Source organism: Streptomyces sp. SYSU D01066-1 (assembly GCF_054956795.1).
The window spans coordinates 1-19,678 of record NZ_JBUDHV010000048.1 but is presented as its reverse complement, the minus strand read 5'-3'; the positions used below and the strand labels follow the sequence as shown (position 1 = coordinate 19,678).

The window sequence follows — 19,678 nt, the reverse complement described above, 5'->3', positions numbered from 1 at the left end:
TCCCCGCCCTCACGCCGCCGCGATCACCTCGCCGCGCGTCGCCGCCGCCCACTCCACCACCAGCAGCTCGTACTCCTCGCGCTCCTGGGCCGACAGCGACCCGCCCGCGCGCTGCCACAGGGCGCGGATCCGCTCGTTCAACTCGGCGGCGCAGCGCGCGGAACCACGGGTCGGGGCATCGGGGGACATGCCGACAAGCCTAGGGGCAAGCACTGACAGTCCGCTACCGGGCGGCTACGGAGACCGGAGGCGGCCGATGGCGGCCGGCGGTGGTCCTAGTGGGCCGGCTCGCCCGCGTCCGGGCTCAGTACGCCCATGCTGACCAGCACGATGAGCACGATGCCGAGGACCACGCGGTAGTAGACGAACGGCATGAAGCTCTTGGTGGAGATGAACTTCATGAACCACGCGATCACGGCGTATCCGACACCGAACGCGATGACCGTCGCGAAGATCGTCGGGCCCCAGGAGATGTGATCGCTCTCCAGGGCGTCCTTCAGCTCGAACAGGCCCGAGGCGAGCACGGCGGGGACGGCGAGCAGGAAGGAGTAGCGGGCCGCGGCCTCGCGCCGGTAGCCCATGAACAGGCCGCCGCTGATGGTCGCGCCGGAGCGGGAGACGCCCGGGATGAGCGCCGCCGCCTGGCACAGACCGTAGATGAGGCCGTCCCTGACGCCGAGGTCCGTCAGCTCCTTGCGCTGCTTGGCCACCCGGTGCCGGCCGCCGCTCTCGTCGCGCGCCGCCAGCCGGTCCGCGACGCCGATCACGATGCCGACGACCACCAGCATGGTGGCGGTGATCCGCAGGTCGCGGAAGGGGCCCTCGATCTGGTCCTTCAGGGTCACTCCGAGCACACCGATCGGGATGGAGCCGATGATCACGAGCCAGCCCATGCGCGCGTTGGGGTCCTTGCGCATCTCGCGATCGGCCAGCGACCGGCTCCACGCCCCGAGGATCGACGTGATGTCCTTGCGGAAGTAGATCAGCACGGCGGCCTCCGTGCCGATCTGCGTGATCGCCGTGAAGGCCGCTCCCGGGTCGTGCCAGCCGGAGAACGCCGCGGTCAGTCGCAGGTGCGCGCTGGAGGACACGGGGAGGAACTCGGTCAGCCCCTGGACGAGTCCGAGGATGAGGGATTCAAACCAAGACATGAGGTACGGAGTCCAAGTGCCGATCGTGGACGGGCGACGACGGACACACCCGACCGACGCCTGTGATGATCAGGATCGCGGGGTGTCGAGGGCAGCGTAGCGTCCCCGGATGACAGCCCGGGCACAGGGCCCGGTCAGTTCCCGGCCGGCTCCCGGTCGGCTCCGGGTCAGCGGGCGCGCAGCCGGTTCCGCTTGCGCCAGGCCACCACGGCGCCGGCGAGGCCGGGCAGCGCGATGCAGGCCAGGGCGATCAGGAAGGCGGGCGAGGTGGGCGTGGAGGCCCGGGAGCCGGCGACGACGTACGCGGCGGTGTTCGGTACCGAGCCGAGCGCCGTCGCCAGCAGGAACGCGGGAAGGCTCATCCGGGAGACCGCGGCGCAGTAGTTCGCCGCCGCGAACGGCACGCCGGGGAACAGCCGCGCCGCCAGCATCGACCGGAAGCCGTGCCGGCTGAGCTGACCGTCCGCGGCCTTCAGCCACTTGCCGCGCAGCAGCGGGCGCAGCGCCTCCTGGCCGAGGACGCGGCCCAGACAGAAGGCGATCCCGGCCCCGAGCACCGTGCCCGCCAGCGCCGAGCCGAGGCCCAGCGAGGAGCCCAGCAGCGCCCCGGCCGCCAGGTTGAGCAGCGGACGGGGCACGAAGGCGACGGTGCACAGCCCGTACGCGACCGCGTACGCCAGCGCCGCCGCGGCACCGCCCAGGTGCGGTGGCCAGCCGTGCACCAGCAGTTTCTGCGGCTGGAACAGCAGTACCGCCGAGCCGGCCGAGGCCAGGAGCAGGACGAGCAGCGAGAGCCGGGACCAGGGCGACAGCAGGATTCTGGTCGCGCGGGCGGGGAGCCCGGTCCGGGTGGCCGGGACCGGTGTGACGGTGGTGGCCCGGGGAGAGGCCGTGGCGGTGCCCCCAGAGCGGGTGGTGGCATCGAGCATCCGGCGACACTAACCGACGAATCCGTGTGATCGCCGTATGGTGCGTCTCATGACGGTCACGGACGGGTGGGGTCCGGCCGTGCCGAGCACTCCGCTCGCCGACCGCGTCCGGGAGCGGCTCACCACCGCGCACCCGGCCGGCGCCGGCCCGGAGCGGGCCGCGCCGCCGCGCGCGGACATGACGGACGTGACCCCCTCTTCCTGGGCCTGACCAGCCCTGTCCGGCGCGCGCCGTCCCGTGCCGTGCCGCAGGACGTGCCGCACCCCGGCGAGGCGGACCGCGCCGCGATCGCGCTGCGCCGCCGGCGGCTGCCGGAGCGGGAGCACCACTGTTTCGCCGTGGATCTGCTCCGCCGTCATGTGTCCGTACTCACCTCCCGGTTCCTGCCGGTGGTCCGGCGACCGGTCACCACCGTCCCCCCGGTGGGACACCGCGGACCCGCTCGCCGCGCACGTCGTCGGCGGCCCAGTGGCGGCCGGTCCGCGCCTCGGGACGGGGAGGGACGGCCGGATCGAGGACGACGACCGGTGGCCGGTCCGTGCCGCCCTGCCGCACCAGCCGCGGTACGGGCAACGCACCGGCACCGCCCGGACACGTACGTGCCCCCGCCGGAGCGGTGTCTCGACGCGCTCTTTCCGCTGCCGGTGGAGAACGCGCTCACCGGACGGGCGTTCAGCGCAGGCGGGTGGGCCGTCGGGCGGTCGTGGCAGGGGCCGCCGGTACCGCCCCGCGGCCCCGCGGGGGGGCCGCCCGCGGGCACAATGAACGGGTGAACGAAGCCCTGCCCGTCTCCCGCGTCACCGGCCAAGGCACCGTCAAGCTCATGCCGGACGTCGACCGGGAGCGGGCGTGGCTGCTGACGGTCGACGGGGCGCCGCAGTCGTACGTCGACCTCGACGAGCCGGAGCATCTGGAGTTCGAGTACGCGCGGCGGCTCGGGCACGTGCTGGACACCGTGGCCGAGCCGGGCCGGCCGCTGGACGTGCTGCACCTCGGCGGGGGCGCGTTCACCCTGCCGCGGTACGTGGCGGCGACCCGGCCCGGCTCCCGGCAGGACGTGGTGGAGTCCGACCGCGGTCTGCTGGAACTGGTCGCCGAGTGGCTGCCGCTCCCGGACGGCGCCCGGATCGCGCCGCACGCGGCCGACGCCCGGCAGTGGCTGTCGGCCGCCCCGGCGGACTCGGCGGACGTGCTGGTCGCCGACGTCTTCGGCGGTTCCCGGGTGCCCGCGCACCTGACCTCCCTCGGGTACGCGCGGGAGGCCGCGCGGGTGCTGCGGGCCGACGGCGTCTACCTGGCCAACCTCGCCGACGCCGCGCCGTTCGGCTTCCTCCGCTCCCAGCTGGCCACCTTCGGCGCCCTGTTCGCGGAGCTGGTGCTGATCGCCGAGCCGGGCGTGCTGCGCGGGCGCCGCTTCGGCAACGCGGTGCTGGCCGCCGCCCACCGGCCGCTGGACGTGGCCGCGCTGTCCCGGCGCACCGCGGCCGACGCCTTCCCGGCGCGGGTGGAACACGGGCCGGCGCTGCGGAGGTTCACCGGCGACGCGCGTCCGGTGCGGGACGCGGACGCGGTGGCGTCACCCGAGCCCCCCGACGGGGCGTTCGGCATCGGCTGATCCGGCGCCGGCTGATCCGGCGCCGGCGTCCGGCACGCCCAGGGCGGCCGGCTCCGTGCGGCGGCGCAGATCGCGTACCTCCGGGACGGACAGGACGGCGGAGGTGACCACCACGATCAGCGCCGCGCAGCCCCACAGGGACTCGGTCCGCCCGAACACCGCCTCCGCGGGACCCGCCAGGGCGGTCGCCGCAGGCACCAGCGCGACGGAGCCGAACCAGTCGTACGCCGAGATCCGCGACAGCTTCTCCTCGGGCACCTCCTGGTGCAGCGCGGTCATCCAGCTCACGCCGAACACCTCGACGGACAGGCCGGTGACGAACATCACCGCGCACAGCACGCCAGCCGGCACCGGCACGGCCAGCGCGGCGGCGGGCAGGGACAGCGGGAAGACGCACAGGGTGCCGGCGAGCAGCAGGCGGCGCGGTTTCCAGCGGGTCATCAGCAGCGCGCCGCCGACCGTACCGGCGCCGAAGCAGGCCAGCGCCAGGCCCCACGGCCCGGCCCCGCCCAGGTGATCGCGGGCGACCAGCGGGCCGTAGACCGCCTCGGCGGCGCCGACCACCGCGTTGGCGATCGAGAACTGCACCACGATGCCCCACAGCCACGGCCGTCCGCTGAACTCCCGCCAGCCCTCCCGCAGATCGGCGAGGAGGCCGTCGCCCGGGGTGCGCGGCGGGATGTGGGACACGTCGAGCAGACCGCGCAGCGCGGCCGCGCAGGCGAACGCCGCCGCGTCCGCCGCCAGCACCCAGCCCGGCCCGATCGCGGCGACCATCGCCCCGCCCAGCGCGGCGCCGCCCAGGCCCGCGCCGTGCATCGCCATCCGGAACACCGCGAAGGCCCGGCCGGCGTGCTCACCCTCGACGGAGGACATCAGCATGCCCTCCGCCGCCGGGGCGAAGAACGCCTGGCCGGTACCGCCGAGCCCGGCCAGCAGCATCATCTGCCACAGCCGCGGCTCCCCGGCCAGGACGAGCGCCGCGAACGCCGCCTGCGACAGGCAGCTGAGCGTGTTGGCGGCGACCATCACCCGGTGCCGCGGCAGCCGGTCCGCGAGTGCGCCGCCGATCAGCAGGAAGAGCACCAGCGGCAGCGTGCGGGCGGCGGCGACCAGGCCCACGTCGCCGCCGTCGCCGCCCGCCTCCAGTACGGCGAAGGCGGCGGCGATCAGCGCGCCGTTGCCGCCGAGGCCGGTCACCACCGTGGCGACGGTCAGCAGGGTGTAGTTGCGGCTCGCCCAGGCGGGGGGCCGGGCGGCGCGGCGGCGGGGGAGCGATACGTACGGCACCCGGTGACTATCGCCGGGACGGGGCCCGCGTGCCAATGCCCCCTGCCGACGCCCCGCGCCGGCGCCCCGCCGCGCCCGCCCTTCCCGGGCCCGCTCGGCGGGGTCCGGCCCCTCCTGCTGGGATCCGCGCCGCCACGACCGGGTGCCCGGCACCGGCCGGCGCGCGGTGTGGACCGGGGCGTCCTCGGCAAACCCGCGGCTGCGCACCGGCACGGACGCGGGCGCCCGCGCGTGACCCAGTAGGCTTCCCGGGACAGCAGGAGCGAAACCGCGAGGAGCCCGCAGTGCACGTCCAGGAATGGCTCGACACCGTGCCCGCGGCGGCCGTCTACGCCGTGGTGGGACTGGTCATCGGTCTGGAGAGCCTGGGCATCCCGTTGCCCGGCGAGATCATCCTGGTGTCGGCGGCCCTGCTGTCGTCCCAGCACGGCGGCATCGACCCGGTGATCCTCGGCGCCTGCGCCGTCGCCGGAGCGGTGATCGGCGACTCCATCGGCTACGCCATCGGCCGCAGGGGCGGGCGGCCGCTGCTGGCCTGGCTGGGCCGCAGGTTCCCCCGGCACTTCGGCGAGGGCCACGTCGCCACCGCCGAACGGTCCTTCACCAAGTGGGGCATGTGGGCCGTCTTCTTCGGCCGCTTCATCGCCCTGCTGCGCATCTTCGCCGGGCCGCTGGCCGGAGTGCTGCACATGCCCTACTGGAAGTTCCTGGTCGCCAACGTCCTCGGCGGCATCGTCTGGGCCGGCGGCACCACCGCCGTCATCTACTACGTCGGTGTCGTCGCCGAGTCCTGGCTCAAGCGCTTCTCCTGGCTGGGCCTGGCGGCGGCGGTGCTCATCGGCGCGATCTCCATGCTGGTGCTGAAGCGGAAGGCGAAGAAGGCGCAGGTCGCGGAAGGGGCCGAGCCCGTCCCCGCCGCCGACTGATCCTCACAGCGCCCGGTGCGCCTCGGCCAGCTCCGCGTACCCGGCGGCGTTCCGGGCGAGCCCCTGCCGCTCCTCCCGCGTCAGCTCCCGCCGCACCTTCGCCGGCACCCCCGCGACCAGCGACCCGGGCGGCACCACCGTCCCCTGCGGGACCAGCGCCTGGGCCGCGACCAGCGAGCCCGCGCCGATCACCGCCCCGTTGAGCACGGTCGCCCCCATCCCGACCAGGCAGTCGTCCTCGACGGTCGCCCCGTGCACCACCGCGTTGTGCCCGATGGACACCCGCTGACCGACCGTGACCGGGAAACCGGGGTCGGCGTGGAGGGTGCAGTTGTCCTGGACGTTGCTGCCCGCCCCGACCGTGATCCGCTCCACGTCGCCGCGCAGCACCGCCCCGTACCAGACGCTCGCCCCCGCGCGCAGCGTCACGTCCCCGATCACCGAGGCCGTCGGCGCCACGAACGCCTCCGCGTCCACCTCGGGTTCCCTGCCGCCGATGCCCGTGATCAGCGCCCTGTGCGTCATCGTCGCCTCCTGGCCGGTGGTGTCAGCGGCACGGTAGCCCACCCGGTGGGGCGAAGATCACAGCTCTCTCCGGTCAAGGCCGCGCGGCGCGCTGAGTACCGTGAGCGGGTGCCGAAGCGCGAGAACACCCATCCGTCCCGGCGGCGCCGCCTGGCGCAGCGGGCCGTCCACGCCGCCTGGGCCTGGGCGCAGCGCACCGGTTCGGTCACCGCCGAGCACCCCGGACGGTTCCGCTTCGGCGCCCTGGGCCACGGCACCCGGCTCGCCTTCCCGCTCGGCACGGTCTTCGGCGAACCCTGGATCCACCTCGGCGCCCACTGCGTCATCGGCGAGCAGGTCACGCTGACGGCCGGTCTGATGCCCGGCCTGGACCTGGGCCCGGAGCCGATCCTGCGCGTCGGCGACGGCGTCGTCCTCGGCCGGGGCAGCCACCTGGTCGCCGACACCACCGTCACCGTCGGCAGCGACTGCTACTTCGGCCCGTACGTCTACGTCACCTCCACCAACCACTCCTACGACGATCCCCACCAGCCCATCGGCAAGCAGTGGCCCCGGATGGAACCGGTCGAGATCGGCCCCGGCTGCTGGATCGGCACCGGCGCGGTGGTCCTGCCGGGCGCGCGGATCGGCCGGAACGCGGTGGTGGCCGCCGGCGCGGTGGTCCGCGGCACGGTGCCCGACCACGCCGTGGTGGCGGGCGCCCCCGCCCGCGTCGTACGGCGCTGGACGCCCGACGGTGGCTGGCAGCCGCCGCTGCGCACGCCGGCCCCGGTGCCGATACCGGAGGGGGTCACGCCGGAGCAACTGCGGGCGCTGTCCCACCTGGACGAGGAGACGGCCGCGCACCTCGCGCGACCGGCCACGGAGTCCTGAGCGCACCCGCGCAGTACAGTTTCAGTCCGAACCCTCGCCCGCACCGGTACAGCCACGCACCACCCTGGACGGAACGTGTCGGACCTCGACCTGCTGACCCAGTCCCTCGCGCGCAACGTCAGGCGCTGGCGCACCGAGCGCGGCTTCACCCTGGAGGCCCTCGCCGGACGGGCCGGGGTCAGCCGCGGCATGCTCATCCAGATCGAACAGGCCCGCACCAACCCGAGCCTCGGCACCGTCGTCAAGATCGGCGACGCGCTCGGCGTCAGCATCACCACGCTGCTGGACCACGGACAGGGCGCCCCCCGGGTCAGGGTCGTCCCCGCCGAGCAGGCGGTGAGGCTCTGGCACACCGAGGACGGCAGCTACAGCCGCCTCCTGGCGGGGACCGAGGCGCCGGGACCGCTGGAGATGTGGGACTGGCGGCTGATGCCGGGCGAGCGCAGCCCCTCCGACCCGCACCCGGCGGGCACGGTCGAGCTGGTGCACGTCACCGCCGGGGAACTGACGATCACCGTGGACGGGGCGGACCACCGGGTGCCGGCCGGGGCGAGCGCCTCCTTCGCGGCGGACGCCCCGCACGCCTACGCCAACGACGGCGGCGTACCGATGGAGATGATCCTGGCCGTCTCGGTGCCGCCGCCCCGCTGAGGCCTTGTTACCGTGCGGGCATGCAGCCACCCATCGGGCACTTCGACCGTGCCACCCCCGCGCCCGACTGCCTCGACGAGCTGACCCGCCCGGTCGCCGACGCGGTACGCCACTGGCACGGCGCCGTCCCCGCCGGACAGATCCTCTACGTCGACACCGATCCGGAGTGGGCCGACACCGCCACCTTCGTCGAGCACTACGGCCGCGAGCTGCTGGAGCAGTCCGCCAACTGCGTCGTCGTCAGCGGCAAGCGGGGCGGCGGGACCACCCTCGCCGCCTGTCTGGTCCTGTCCACCACCCGGGTCGACGTCAACGGCGTGGTCCGCCGCCACCTCGGCGCCCGCAAGGCGTCCTTCGCCCCGATGGACACCGCGACCGGCGAGACCGGCATGGAGTACGGCGGCATCACGCCGGTCGGCCTGCCCGGTGACTGGCCGCTCCTGGTGGACTCCGCCGTCGTCGACCTGCCGTACGTCCTGGTGGGCAGCGGACGGCGGCGCGGGAAGCTGCTGGTGCCGGGCAAGGCGCTGGCGGAGCTGCCGGGCGCGGTCGTGCTGGAGGGGCTCGGAGTCGCCTGACGGCCCTCAGCCGGCGGTCCGCGTCCCCAGGTACCGCTCGGCGAACGCCGCCGCGGCGACGGGGGAGTCGAACAGGCGGCGCAGCCGGACGAGCGCGGTGGCCGCCCGGTACGGGTCGCCCGACGCCGTGCCGTGGTACACCTCCGACAGCCACTGCGAGAACTCCTGGTAGTCCCAGACCAGTCGCAGGCAGGTGTCGGAGTAGCGGGCCAGGACGCCGTCGTCCCCCCGCGTCAGCCGCGCGACCAGCCCGTCGGCCAGCAGGAAGGCGTCGTGCAGGGCGAGGTTCAGGCCCTTCGCGGCGATCGGCGCGGTGAGGTGGGCGGCGTCCCCGGCCAGGAACAGCCGCCCGGCCGCCATCGGCTCGACCACGTAGCTGTGCATGTCGAGCACGCGTTTCTCGATCAGCCGCCCCTCGTTCAGCGGCGCCGCGCCCCTCGCGCGCAGCCGCTGCCGCAGCTCGCCCCAGACCCGTTCGTGCGACCAGTTCCGGGCATCGTCGCCCGGCGGGCACTGGAGGTAGTAGCGGGTCACCTCCGGGCTGCGCTGCATGTGCCCGGCGAAGCCGCGCGGATGCATGCCGAACACCACGCACTCCGCGGACGGCGGGGCCTCGGCGAGCAGCGCCAGCCAGCCGATGCCGTAGTCGAACCGCGAGATCCGCGTCCGCCCGGCCGGCACCGCGTCCCGCGTCACCCCCCGCGCCCCGTCGCACCCGGCGACGAACGCGCACTCCACCACCCGGCGTTCACCCGTGTCGGGGCAGACGTACGACACCGAGGGCCGCTCCGTGTCCAGACCGTGCAGCCGCACGTCCCGCACCCCGAACCGCGCCGCGCCGCCCCGCACGTCCACGTACTCCCGCACCAGGTCGGTGACGAGGAAGTGCTGCGGATACACCCAGTGGTGGCGGTCGGTCAGCTCCCCGTACCGGAACAGGTACCGCTCCCCGCCGAACCGGAACTCGCACGCGCTGTGCCGCTGCGCCCGCGCCGTCAGCCCCCGCGCCAGCCCCCGCCGCTCCAGCCCGCGCACCGCCCATTCCTCGATCACCCCGGCCCGGGGCCGCCGCTCGACGAACCGGCGGCTGCCGGCCTCCAGCACGAGGCACTCCACCCCGGCGGCCCGCAGCACACCGCCCACGGTGAGCCCGGCGGGACCGGCACCGACGATGACGACCGGGAACCGCTCGGCGGCGGGGGGAGGGGTGGCCACCCGGGCATTATGACGGCGCCGGGCCGCCCGCTCCATCCCCCCGTCGGACCTTCTCTAGCCCCGCCGCGCCAGCCGGGGGATCTCGATCGCCGGACACCGGTCCATCACCATGTCCAGCCCCGCGGCACGCGTCCGCCCGTACGCCGCCTCGTCGACGACCCCGAGCTGGAACCAGACCGCCCGCGCCCCCTTGGCGACGGCCTCGTCGGCGACCGCCCCGGCCAGCCCGCTGTTGACGAAGACGTCGACGACGTCCACGTCGAAGGGGATGTCCGCGAGCGAGGCGTACCCCCGCTCGCCGTGCACTGTCTCGGCCTTGGGGTGGACGGGAACGATCCGCTTGCCGAACCGCTGCAGCACGGCCGCGACCCCGTAGGCGGCACGCCGCTGGTTGGCGGAGAGACCGACCACCGCCCAGGTGTCGCCCCGCTCGGTGAGGATCCTGCGGACGGTTTCCTCGTCACCGTACATACTGCGCCTCCGTGGGTTCGGCCGCTTCCGCCGGGAAGAACGCCGGGGGCCGGGACAGGATTCCCGGGCGACGGGGCCCGCAGGCGTGCGGACGGTGAGCGCATAGGCTGGCCGGATGCCGGACGAGTACCGCACCGTAGCCCGCGCGGGCGTGCACGAGACCGAGATCAACCGCTCGCGCTTCCGGTGCGCCCTCGCCCCGGTCGCCACCGAGCGGGAGGCCCAGGACTTCGTCGCGGCCGTGCGCAGGGAGCACGCGGACGCCACCCACAACTGCTGGGCCTACGTCGTCGGCGCCGACGCCTCCGTGCAGCGGGCCAGCGACGACGGTGAGCCCGGCGGCACCGCCGGGCTGCCCATGCTGCAGATGCTGCTGCGGCGCGACATGCGGTACGTGGCCGCCGTCGTCACCCGGTACTACGGCGGGGTCAAGCTCGGCGCCGGGGGACTGATCCGGGCGTACGGCGGAGTGGTCGGCGAGGCGCTGGACGCCGTGGGGGCGGTCACCCGGCGGCGGTTCCGGCTGGCCGTCGTCACCGTGGACCACCAGCGGGCCGGCAAGCTCCAGAACGAACTGCGCGCCACCGGGCGCGAGGTGCGTGACGTGCGCTACGGCGAGGCCGTCACGATCGAGATCGGACTGCCCGACGCCGACGTGCCCACCTTCCGCGGCTGGCTGGCGGACGCGACCGCCGGGACGGCCGGGTTCGAGCTCGGCGGCGAGGCGTACGGGGACGGGTGACCGGCCGGGCGGGATGTCCGGCCGGGCGGGATGCCCGGTGCTCCGGCGGTGGGGACCGGTCAGCGACCGGTGCGGAACGACGCGGAACGACGCGGAACGACGCGGAACGACGCCGTGGGTTCGCACGGCCGTGACGCCGTGGACCGCCCGGCCGTCGCGGGAGTGCCCACCGCGCCGGCCGCCCGCGCGGGGCGACCGGCGCGGTGGCACCGGCGGCGCCTGCCGCCCGGCACCGCTCAGCGGGTGCTCCACTTCTGGTTGTCCTGGCCGTTGCAGTCCCAGAGCTGCAACGGGGTGCCGGCGGCGGTCCTGGCGTCCTGGACGTCGACGCACTTGCCGGACTGCGGGTTGACCAGGTCGTTGCTGCCGTTCAGCACGAACTGCTGGGCCGGGTTGCCGCTGCACCAGGCGATCTGGATGACCGCGCCGTTGTCGTGGGAGCCCCAGGCCACGTCCATGCACAGGCCCATCGAGCGGATCGTCCCGTCGGAGCGGAAGTCCCACTTCTGGTAGTCCTTGCCGTTGCAGTCGGCGATCTGGAGGGGAGAGCCGTCCGAGCCCTTGTGGGAAGCCATCTCGATGCAGCGGTTCGAGGCGTGGCTGTAGAGCGTGGTGCCGGGGGCCGTCGTCACCGTGGCCGTCACCGTCGGCTTGGCGGGGGTCTTCTTCGACGCCGACGATTTCTTCTTCGTGGCCCCCTTCGTCGCCTTCTTCGTGGCCGCCTTCGTGGTCTCCGGGGCCTTCTCGGTGCTCTCGGCCACCGCTCCCGCGCCCGCCGCCCCCGCCGCGCCCTTGCCGTCGTCCCCTCCGCCCTCGCTGCCGCTCGGGGAGGGGGAGGCCGAGGACGGGGCCGGGGCCGGGGCCGCCGAATCGTAGGCGTCCGCGGCGGGGCCCTTCGCGCCGTCGTCCAGTACCGTGCCCGCGTTGGCCACCTCCTGCGACGAGCCGCCGTCGTCCGAGCCCGATCTGTCCAGCACACCCGCCACCAGGAACGGCACTCCGATCAGCAGCGCCCCCGCCACCGCCGCGCCCGCCAGCAGGCCCCGGGAGGGGCGGCCGAAGGGGCGCGGGGCCGTGGCCTTCTCCTCGGTCGTGACGGCGGCGGTGGTGTCCCGCGGTTCGGCCGCCGCCTCCGCTTCCGCCGCGGCCGCCGCTTCGGGTTCCCCCGGTTCGGCGGCGGCCGGGGACGCGGCCTCGGAGGGAGCCTGCCCTTCGGCTCCGGTCCCGGCTCCGGCTTCGGCTTCGGCTTCGGCTCCGGCTCCGGATCCGGTTCGGGCTCCGGCTCCGGTTCCGGCCGGGGTGGGCGGCACCGCCTCCTTCTCCTTCTTCGTCTCCGGCGTCGCCGGCAGCGTCTCCTCCGACGCGGCCTGGCTCGCCGGAAGCGCCGCCTCGGCGGCGGTCTCGTGCTGCGGGTCGTTCTTGCCGGACATGGTGTTCCTTCCCGGAAGGGGTCAGTCGTCGTCCGCGGCGGGCGGGACGGACGAGAAGCGGTCGCCGTCGAAGTACAGGGTCAGCGCGGTGCCGTCCTGCGGCCCGAAGGCGCGGGCCGTCCCGCCGGGGCCCAGCACCCGCACCGGCCGTCCGGTCCGCCGGGCCACCAGCGCGGCCAAGGCGGCGACGTAGTCGGGGGTGTCCGGGGCGGCCAGGAGCAGTTCGAGGCGCGCGGAGTCGGTCAGTCCGGCGTCCGCGACGGTCACCTGGCCGTTCTGGAGGATCGACTGCGCGCGCAGCGACTCGGTGAGGGCACCGATACGGGCCAGTTCGTCGATGCTCACCGGCGCGTCGCCGTCCGGGAGCGGCGCGTCGTTCGGCGCCCCGTGGGAGGCGACGTCCTGCCGCGCCCACGCGAGGAGCGCGCCGTGCGGATCGCGGGACCGGGTCCAGTCCGGGGCGGCACCGGAGCCGGTGAGCAGCCGGGAGAGCGAGCGGACGAACGAGTCGGGGCGCTCGCCCCGGGAGATCGGCGGCGGGGCGTCGTCGATGCCTTCATCGTCGATGCCTTCATCTTCGTCGTCACGGCCGTCGTCGTCGCTGTCTCCGTCACGGCCGTCGTCGCCGCCGTCGTCGGCCTCACCGGTCTCGGCGCCGGTCCCGTGCGCGGTGTCGGTCCCGTTCCCGCTCTCCGGCTCCTCCTGCGAGTCCGAGGGCTCCGGCTCCTCCTGCGACGTCTCCGCCGGCTCCACGTCCGCCGCCCGCACCGGCGCCGGTCGCGTGCCCCGGCGCGGCCAGCCGGCGGGGGTCCGGGCGAACGAGCCCGTCGGCAGCGCCACCGTTCCGTCGCCCGCCGCCGTCCGTGCCGCCTCCAGCAGGGTCACGACGTCCGTCAGGCCGTTCTGGGCGTCGCGCTGGCGGGCCGCCTGCCGGGTCTGTTCGGCGAGGGCCGCGGCGACCTCGCGTTCGAGGGCGGTCAGCGCCCGCCGGGCCGCGTCGCGGGCGGCGACCGCCGCGTCGTGCTGTGCCGCCGCCCCGGTCAGGGCGTCCCGTGCCGTCTCCTCGGCCCGCCTCGCCGTCCCGGCCGCCTCCCGCGCGGCCTCCAGGGCCCGGGCCGCGGCGTCCGCCGCGTCGCGGGCCATGCCGAGCCGGCGCTCGGCGTCCTCGGCGGCGTGCCGGGCGGCGTCGGCGGCGCGGCCGGCCGCCTCCGCCGCCGTCCGGGCTCCGGTCAGCGCGGCACGGGCCTGGTCCCGCCGGGCCGTGCGCCGGGAGAGGGAACCGCTCGACGACGTACTCGACGATGTGCTGGGCGACGTACTGGTCGTGCCGCGTCGGGAGCCGTCGCGCCGGGACTCCGCGTCCCGTACCGCCGCCTCCGCCGTCCGCAGCGCCTCCTCCGCCTCCCGGACCGCCCGCCGTGCCGCCGCCGCGTCCGCGTCCGCCTCGGTCGCGCGCCGCGCGCGCTCGCGGGCGTCGGCCGTCAGCTCCGTGACGCGGGTGCGCCGGTCGCGCTCCGTGCGCTCGGCCGCGGTGAGCGTCCGCTCCGCCGCCGTGCGGGCGCCCTGGGCGGCGCCGGCGGCGGCGCGGGCGTCGGCCAGCTCCCGCTCGGCCGCCGTCACCGGGGCACGGGTCCCGTCCACGGTGCGGCGCGCGTCCGGCAGCCGGGTCAGCAGCTCCGCCTCCTCGGCCCGTGCGGCCTCCTCCGCCCGTGCGGCCTCCTCCAGCGCGGTCACCCGGGCCCGTACGGCCTCCCAGCCGGCCTCGTGCTCCTGGTCCCCGGCGCGCTCCGGCTCCCCGTGCGCGTCGAAGCGGCGGAACCGCACTCCCGCGTCGTCGCGGAGCGCCAGCTCGACCGGCCGCCCCAGCAGCGCCGCCGCGGCCGAGGCCGCGTACACCGCGCGTGCCGTCCGCTCGGGGCCGCCGTCCACCGCGAACCACAGCTGCGGGGTGCCGTCGTCCCCGCCCGCCCGGACCCCGTCCGCCAGCAGCCCCGGCAGGTCCCGCAGCGGCATCCGCCGCCAGTCCCGCAGTACATCGTCCGCCACCGCGTCCGCCGGGCCGCCCGCCGCGCGGACCCGGGCGTCGGCGGCCTCGCGGGCCAGCGCCGCACCGTCGAACACCCCGGCGTCCGTGCGGGCGCCGGTGACGCCGAGGCCCAGCACGTCGCGCTCCAGCGGACGCATCCGCACCGTGCCGGTCACGTACCGGACACCGCCCGGGCCGTGCACGGTGATCAGCGCGTCGGCGAGGATCTCGTGGCTGCGGGTGCCGCGCGCGCCCTCGGGGGCGCTGGTGTTGCCGTGCTTGAGCCAGTCCCGGCGGGTACCGCTGACGCCCGCGCCCGGGCCGGGGGCCTGCGGCTGGCGGGCCAGCACCGGCACGGTGAAGTTGACGACCTGCCGGTTGTCGTCGTCGGCGCCGAGCCCGCCCTGCGCCGCGAGCCCGGCCGTGACGCCCGCCTGCGAGGAGGAACCCGCGCTGAACGTGCTCAGCCGCAGCCGGTCCACCGTCACGTCGCCGGTGTCGGTGACCGGGCGCGGCCGGTACAGCTCCACCGACAGGCGGGGCGGGGCGCCCGGCGCGCCCTGGAAGGGGTAGGCGCCCGGCATCGTGGTGGTCAGGCCGGCCGGGCCCCGGGGGTGGTCGAGCGAGAGGGCGCCGGACTGGATCAGCTCGCCGACCCGCACCGCCGTGGCGTCCGCCGAGCCGGAGACGGTGAGCGAGCGCCAGGAGCGGGTCAGCGCCGGGGCCACCTCGCCGAGCGCCGCGGCCAGTTCGGCGCCGCCGTCGAAGGCGAACACCGGGGCGGGGCCGTGCGGCACGAAGCGGTCCCCGGCGACCGTGGGACGCGTGGTGTGCCGTGCCACCGGCACCGGCGGTTGCTCGGGCGCCGGGTCGGCCGTCTCGCTGCCGGTGAACCGCAGCGCGGCGGCGGTGTGCACGGTGACCGACCGGGCCGGACGGCCGCTGAACAGGTGCGTGACGCGGTCGGCGAGGGTGGCGTCCGCGTCGGTCAGGCTCAGCACGCCGTGCTGGAACAGGCTGCCGGGGAGGTCCAGCAGCCACTGCGCCGTCGGAGTGGAGCGCACCTCGGCCACCACCCGGTACGGCACGCCCTCGAAGTCCGCCGCGTTGTCGGTGCGCAGCCAGAAACGGTCCTCGGCGGCGCGGGTGGCGCGCGCGGCGTTGCCGCGGGTCGTGTCGGCGCTGAGCAGCGCGCCCGCCCGGTCGGTGCGCGGGCCGCCGGTGGGCCGCGGGAACCGCGACTGGAGCTGGACGAAGCCGCCGTGCCGGACGCCGCGCGCGGTCCGGTCGGTCACCGAGGACGGGACGTGGGCCAGGAACTGCTCGATGCCCGCGCCCGACGCCACCGGGTGGCCGCGCAGGCGGCGCAGCGCGTGGTCGTCGGCGTCCGGTGCGGTGCGCAGGGTCACCTCCACCAGTTGCGCGCCGCCGTAGCCGAGGTAGCGGAAGCGGAAGCGCTGCACGTGTCCCGGGCCGCGGCCCGCCAGGGTGCGCAGCCCCGCCGTCGAGGACAGGTCGGCGACGCGGGTCGCCACGCCCGGCAGGTAGGCGGAGTGGCCGGGCCGGGTCACTCCGGGCGCCTCCGCCTCGACCAGGGCCAGCAGCCGCTGCCGCAGCAGGTCGGTGCGCCGCACCGTCCGCGTCGCGTCGGTGAACTCGTCCACCGCCAGGACGCTGCCGAAGCCGACCTCACGGGAGGCCGTGAACCGGCGCGGCAGCGGCACCGAGCCCGCCACCGGGTCCGGCACCGCGAGCCCGGCCACCCGCGCGAAGAACGCGGCGTGCCGCCGGATCTGCGCCGGCGTGGTCAGGAACCGCACGGCGTCCGGCAGGTCCACGGCCACCGTCACGGCCCGGCTCTCGCCCTGCCCGAACGCGTTGCCCACGATGTTGCGCCGGCCCCGCCGGAACGTCACCAGCAGCGTCGCGTCGGCCGTGACCCGGTGCTGGGTGCCGCTCTCGGTGGCGGTGCGGTAGGCGGCCGTCGTGGAGCCCAGCGCGCGGGACAGCTCGCTGCGGGACGTGCGGGAGTAACGCGCCGACGGGTTCAGGGTGCTGGGCCGGGACGCCGGCTGTCCGCCCCCCTCTCCCGTCCCCTCCCGCGGTTCGGCGCGGGTGACCAGTACGTCGTCGACGTCGTTGCCCGCCGCCTGGTCGGCGGCCGGGGTCCCCGCCGACGAGGTGTTGCGGACCGCGCGGAAGCCGCCCGCCCACTGCGCGGTGCGCGCCGCGCCCCGCTGCTGCGCCGCGCCGTCGGTGGCGCTCAGGCCGGTCTCGAAGTACTGCGCGAACCCCTCCGACGCCCGCGGCCGGCGCAGCGCGCCGCGGATCTCCACGGACAGCACCTCGTCCGCGGCGAGCCCCGGCAGGGTCAGGCCCTCCACCACGTAGGCGCCCTTGAACACCTGGTGGCCGCGGGCCAGCAGGGCGGCGGGACTGCGGGCGGCGGACAGCATCTCCGCCGCCACCGTGGTCGGATCGGTCGCCGCCGCGCCGGCCAGCGACTCGCCCAGCGCCCGCCCGGCCCGCGCCACCGGAGCCGGGGTCCGCCCGGCCACCGCGTCCCGGACGTCGTCCAGCAGTCCGCGCGCCGGATGGCCCGGGTAGGTGTTGCCCAGGACGGCCCGGAAGGCCCGTTCCAGCGCGGCCGACGCCTGGAACACCTCCATGACCGCGTCGTCCGGCAGCAGCACGGTGTCCGGCAGCGGCGCACCGTGGCCGTCGGTCAGCGCCGGCAGGTCCCGGTCGGCCGGCGTGGCCGCGCGCAGCACGGGCGCCGCGGGCGCCGCCGGCACGGGCGCGTCGGCGGGCAGCGTCCGGTGCGTCGGCACCGCGAGGCGCAGGGTGCCCGGCACCCGGTCCGGCGGCGGGCCCGGCGGCGCGGCCGGCGGGGCGCCGGGCGGGACGTACGGACGCTCCACCGTGTCGTGCGCGAACCGCACCGAGGGCTGCTCGCCCGGCCCCTCGTACAGGTCCAGCGCCAGCTCGGCCGGCACCTCGAAGACCTCGCTGCGCTGCCCGGCGCCGCTGCCGATGAACAACTGGTCGTGGCCGACCGCCGACTGCGCGCTGTTGTCGTGCCGCACCTGGTGGCCGCGGACGTGGTCCCCGGTGCCGCCCAGCGTCCACGAGCCCCGCGGCAGCCCGAACGACCCGCCCCCGCCGTACGACACCCCGTACGACGAACCGCGGTGGTCGGTGCCCGCCGCCGACAGCGACGCCACGCCCATGCCCTGCACGTCCGGCAGCACCCGGGTGTGCGTGCTCGCGCCCGCGCCCCGCACCGCGCTCAGCACCAGCCGTACCCGGCGCGACCCGGTCGCCGTCGGGATCTCCAGGAACAGCGAGTGGCCGCCGTCCACCATGGCGTCCGTGGCGGCCCGCTGCCCCACCTCCGAGCGGGCCTGCTCGAACCGGCGCAGATTGTTCAACTGCGCCTGCACCAGCGCCTCGTCGGGCAGCACCCGGGTGCGTTCCTGGGTGTCGCCGGGCAGGAAGCCCTCGCGCCGCAGCCAGTTCTCGGCGTGCGTGAACAGCGGCTGGGCGCCCTCCACACCCAGCGGCGTCGCCGTGGTGCCCACCGACCGCAGGTGCTCCAGCTCGGCCGGCAGCCGCCGCAGCTCCTCGGGCGACGGCGCGTGGCCCCGGGCGTCCTCGGCGGTCAGCAGCCGCAGGTGCATGCCGCGCGGCCAGGCGTCCGCCGGCGCGAACTCCCGCCGCCCGCCGCCCGGCAGGTGCAGCACCAGCGTGTGCCGCACCGCCGCCGGCGCCAGCAGGTGGCTGCGGTTGCTGCGCACCGCGTGCATCAGCGCCGTACTGCCGCTCTGCACCAGGTCCTCGTGCGTCCCCGCCTGCGCGGACAGCCGGCCCAGCACACCGCCGCCGGGCCGGCGCGACGCGTCCGGGTGGCCCCGCTCGCGATCCGCGGTGAGCGCCGGACCGGCGCTGCCGGACAGGGACAGCCCGCTGCTGAACCGCGACTGGGAGTCCAGCTTGACCACCTGGGTCAGATGGCTCTCCAGGTTGATCTTCCCGGCCACGCTCCGCCGCAGCGGCCGGCCCACCTCCACCTCGGTACGGAGCTGGAACATGCCGACCGCCCGCCCCGACGTGTCCAGCAGCACCGGCGAGAACACGCCCCGGTCCCGCTGCATCGGCAGCGTCCCCCGCAGCAGCGGCTCCGACAGGAACGTCTCCAGCTCCGCCGCCGAGTCCTCGTCCAGCGCGTTCAGTTCCGTACCGAAGAAGGCCAGCGCCTCCGCGAGCAGCCGCTGCGGTTCCGCCACCGTGTCCACGCCCCACACCGGCAGGTCGTCCAGGTCGGCCGCCTGGGGCAGTTCACCCTCCTCGTCCCGCGCCAGGTGCTGCGGGAACCAGAACGTCACCGGCCCGTGCGTCCGCGCCGGGCCCCAGGTGACCGGCGGCGCCAGCCGCGGGGCGTCCACCCGCACCTCCCACGCCGCCTGGAAGTCGTACGGCTCGGAGGGCTCGTTGCTGCGCTGCGCCGACGTCGTCTGCACCACCGTCGTCACCGACGACGTCGACGAGAGCTGGTTCAGCGTCATCGCCAGCGTCAGCGCCACGTCGACCCCGCGCACCGGGATCGCCCGCGCCACCGGGAACAGCCCGGTCCAGGGCAGCAGCAGGGTACGGACCGTGCCCGACGCCTCCGCCGACACCGACTCCTGCGTACCGATGCCGCGCCGCTCCACCCGCACGTCCCGCTCGGCGCCCTCCGCCCGCCCGTAACGGGCCGCCGCCACCGGGTTCGCCAGCCGCATCCGCAGGTCGACCGTCCGGTCCCGGCCGTCCACCCGCAGGGTGATCCGGAAACCCAGGCTCCCGCGCAGGTACGGCAGGTTGAGCACGAGCTGCTCGCCGCTCGCCACGGTCCGCAACTGCTCCCGCACCGGGTGCGTGCCGGACGCGTGCGCCAGCCCCAGCGCCGCCATCACCTGCTCGTGCAGCCCGTCGACCACCGCCGGCGGCAACGGCTCCAGGTACACCAGGCCGACGTTGCCGTCGAGGTGGGCGCCGTAGGCGAGGACGTAGGTGGAGGAGGGGGCGGGGACGGGTGCTTGTGAGGTGGGCCAGGTGGGTGGGTGGGTGGCGGGGAGGGGGGTGGTGTCGGGGTTGGTGGTGGGGGTGGGGTTGGTGGGGGTGTTGTGTGTGTGGTGGTGGTCGTGGAGTCGGGTGTGGGTGTCGGTGGTGTTTTCGATGGTGGTGAGGTAGCGGAGGGGGATGGGTGTGGTGGG

15 protein-coding genes and 1 pseudogene are annotated in these 19,678 nt (G+C 75.9%); 7 read left to right on the top strand and 9 right to left on the bottom strand.

Features of this window, described 5'->3' with window-relative positions; genetic code table 11:
* Nucleotides 1-9 precede the first annotated feature (9 nt).
* The 3 genes from ACY1JF_RS29460 to ACY1JF_RS29450 all read right to left on the bottom strand — a co-directional run bounded on the left by ACY1JF_RS29460 (nucleotide 10) and on the right by ACY1JF_RS29450 (nucleotide 2,080).
* Nucleotides 10-189, bottom strand: coding sequence for a hypothetical protein (locus ACY1JF_RS29460; RefSeq protein ID WP_462708314.1), 180 nt, complete (start codon nucleotides 187-189; stop codon nucleotides 10-12).
* An 86-nt stretch (nucleotides 190-275) separates the two neighbouring features.
* Nucleotides 276-1,151, bottom strand: a complete 876-nt coding sequence (locus ACY1JF_RS29455) for an undecaprenyl-diphosphate phosphatase (RefSeq protein ID WP_462708313.1) — start codon at nucleotides 1,149-1,151, stop codon at nucleotides 276-278.
* Nucleotides 1,152-1,318: 167 nt separating this feature from the next.
* Nucleotides 1,319-2,080: a TVP38/TMEM64 family protein gene (locus ACY1JF_RS29450; RefSeq protein WP_462708312.1), complete on the bottom strand. Its 762-nt coding sequence runs from the start codon at nucleotides 2,078-2,080 to the stop codon at nucleotides 1,319-1,321.
* Between the two features lie 49 nt (nucleotides 2,081-2,129).
* Between ACY1JF_RS29450 and ACY1JF_RS29445 the strand changes: the two genes are divergently transcribed.
* Both ACY1JF_RS29445 and ACY1JF_RS29440 read left to right on the top strand, forming a co-directional pair.
* The gene (locus tag ACY1JF_RS29445; protein ID WP_462708311.1) at nucleotides 2,130-2,291 is read left to right on the top strand and encodes a hypothetical protein; all 162 of its coding nucleotides are present in this window, start codon (nucleotides 2,130-2,132) and stop codon (nucleotides 2,289-2,291) included.
* A gap of 559 nt (nucleotides 2,292-2,850) precedes the next feature.
* The gene (locus ACY1JF_RS29440) at nucleotides 2,851-3,696 is read left to right on the top strand and encodes a spermidine synthase (protein ID WP_462708310.1); all 846 of its coding nucleotides are present in this window, start codon (nucleotides 2,851-2,853) and stop codon (nucleotides 3,694-3,696) included.
* On the opposite strand, the gene ACY1JF_RS29435 is transcribed toward ACY1JF_RS29440, so the two are convergent.
* The gene (locus ACY1JF_RS29435; protein WP_462708309.1) at nucleotides 3,658-4,986 is read right to left on the bottom strand and encodes an MFS transporter; all 1,329 of its coding nucleotides are present in this window, start codon (nucleotides 4,984-4,986) and stop codon (nucleotides 3,658-3,660) included. The genes ACY1JF_RS29440 and ACY1JF_RS29435 overlap by 39 nt on opposite strands.
* Before the next feature lie 284 nt (nucleotides 4,987-5,270).
* Here ACY1JF_RS29435 and ACY1JF_RS29430 point away from each other — a divergent pair, with 284 nt between their 5' ends.
* A complete protein-coding gene (locus ACY1JF_RS29430) occupies nucleotides 5,271-5,912 on the top strand; it encodes a DedA family protein (RefSeq protein ID WP_462708308.1) in 642 nt (213 codons plus the stop codon).
* Between the two features lie 3 nt (nucleotides 5,913-5,915).
* Here ACY1JF_RS29430 and ACY1JF_RS29425 read toward each other — a convergent pair whose 3' ends face one another.
* Nucleotides 5,916-6,437 (bottom strand): gamma carbonic anhydrase family protein, encoded by a 522-nt coding sequence (locus ACY1JF_RS29425; RefSeq protein ID WP_462708307.1) that lies wholly within the window; start codon nucleotides 6,435-6,437, stop codon nucleotides 5,916-5,918.
* A gap of 108 nt (nucleotides 6,438-6,545) precedes the next feature.
* Here ACY1JF_RS29425 and ACY1JF_RS29420 point away from each other — a divergent pair, with 108 nt between their 5' ends.
* From ACY1JF_RS29420 to ACY1JF_RS29410, 3 genes are all read left to right on the top strand, one after another.
* Nucleotides 6,546-7,310 (top strand): acyltransferase, encoded by a 765-nt coding sequence (locus ACY1JF_RS29420; protein WP_462708306.1) that lies wholly within the window; start codon nucleotides 6,546-6,548, stop codon nucleotides 7,308-7,310.
* A 75-nt stretch (nucleotides 7,311-7,385) separates the two neighbouring features.
* Nucleotides 7,386-7,961 carry a helix-turn-helix domain-containing protein gene (locus ACY1JF_RS29415; RefSeq protein ID WP_462708305.1) on the top strand — a complete coding sequence of 192 codons (576 nt, stop codon included), beginning with the start codon at nucleotides 7,386-7,388 and terminating at the stop codon, nucleotides 7,959-7,961.
* 20 nt (nucleotides 7,962-7,981) lie between these two features.
* A complete protein-coding gene (locus ACY1JF_RS29410; protein WP_462708304.1) occupies nucleotides 7,982-8,539 on the top strand; it encodes a YbaK/EbsC family protein in 558 nt (185 codons plus the stop codon).
* A gap of 6 nt (nucleotides 8,540-8,545) precedes the next feature.
* Here the strand turns inward: ACY1JF_RS29410 and ACY1JF_RS29405 are convergent, their stop codons facing one another.
* Both ACY1JF_RS29405 and ACY1JF_RS29400 read right to left on the bottom strand, forming a co-directional pair.
* Nucleotides 8,546-9,754 (bottom strand): 4-hydroxybenzoate 3-monooxygenase, encoded by a 1,209-nt coding sequence (locus tag ACY1JF_RS29405; RefSeq protein ID WP_462708303.1) that lies wholly within the window; start codon nucleotides 9,752-9,754, stop codon nucleotides 8,546-8,548.
* A 54-nt stretch (nucleotides 9,755-9,808) separates the two neighbouring features.
* Entirely contained in the window at nucleotides 9,809-10,225 is a 417-nt protein-coding gene (locus ACY1JF_RS29400; RefSeq protein ID WP_462708302.1) for a CoA-binding protein, read from the bottom strand.
* Nucleotides 10,226-10,340: 115 nt separating this feature from the next.
* Between ACY1JF_RS29400 and ACY1JF_RS29395 the strand changes: the two genes are divergently transcribed.
* Nucleotides 10,341-10,967 carry a YigZ family protein gene (locus tag ACY1JF_RS29395; RefSeq protein ID WP_462708301.1) on the top strand — a complete coding sequence of 209 codons (627 nt, stop codon included), beginning with the start codon at nucleotides 10,341-10,343 and terminating at the stop codon, nucleotides 10,965-10,967.
* Between the two features lie 236 nt (nucleotides 10,968-11,203).
* On the opposite strand, the gene ACY1JF_RS29390 is transcribed toward ACY1JF_RS29395, so the two are convergent.
* Together ACY1JF_RS29390 and ACY1JF_RS29385 are read right to left on the bottom strand one after the other, a co-directional pair.
* Nucleotides 11,204-12,397: a ricin-type beta-trefoil lectin domain protein gene (locus tag ACY1JF_RS29390; protein ID WP_462708300.1), complete on the bottom strand. Its 1,194-nt coding sequence runs from the start codon at nucleotides 12,395-12,397 to the stop codon at nucleotides 11,204-11,206.
* A gap of 21 nt (nucleotides 12,398-12,418) precedes the next feature.
* Nucleotides 12,419-19,678, bottom strand: a pseudogene (locus ACY1JF_RS29385) (hypothetical protein); the annotation flags it as partial.

What these genes read in the sequence shown, in the direction of transcription:
- ACY1JF_RS29395 (WP_462708301.1), top strand. Translation starts at nt 10,341, where the DNA reads ATGCCGGACGAGTACCGCACCGTAGCCCGCGCGGGCGTGCACGAGACC.
- ACY1JF_RS29390 (WP_462708300.1), bottom strand. Translation starts at nt 12,397, where the DNA reads ATGTCCGGCAAGAACGACCCGCAGCACGAGACCGCCGCCGAGGCGGCG.
- ACY1JF_RS29455 (WP_462708313.1), bottom strand. Translation starts at nt 1,151, where the DNA reads ATGTCTTGGTTTGAATCCCTCATCCTCGGACTCGTCCAGGGGCTGACC.
- ACY1JF_RS29460 (WP_462708314.1), bottom strand. Translation starts at nt 189, where the DNA reads ATGTCCCCCGATGCCCCGACCCGTGGTTCCGCGCGCTGCGCCGCCGAG.
- ACY1JF_RS29425 (WP_462708307.1), bottom strand. Translation starts at nt 6,437, where the DNA reads ATGACGCACAGGGCGCTGATCACGGGCATCGGCGGCAGGGAACCCGAG.
- ACY1JF_RS29445 (WP_462708311.1), top strand. Translation starts at nt 2,130, where the DNA reads ATGACGGTCACGGACGGGTGGGGTCCGGCCGTGCCGAGCACTCCGCTC.
- ACY1JF_RS29450 (WP_462708312.1), bottom strand. Translation starts at nt 2,080, where the DNA reads ATGCTCGATGCCACCACCCGCTCTGGGGGCACCGCCACGGCCTCTCCC.
- ACY1JF_RS29410 (WP_462708304.1), top strand. Translation starts at nt 7,982, where the DNA reads ATGCAGCCACCCATCGGGCACTTCGACCGTGCCACCCCCGCGCCCGAC.
- ACY1JF_RS29400 (WP_462708302.1), bottom strand. Translation starts at nt 10,225, where the DNA reads ATGTACGGTGACGAGGAAACCGTCCGCAGGATCCTCACCGAGCGGGGC.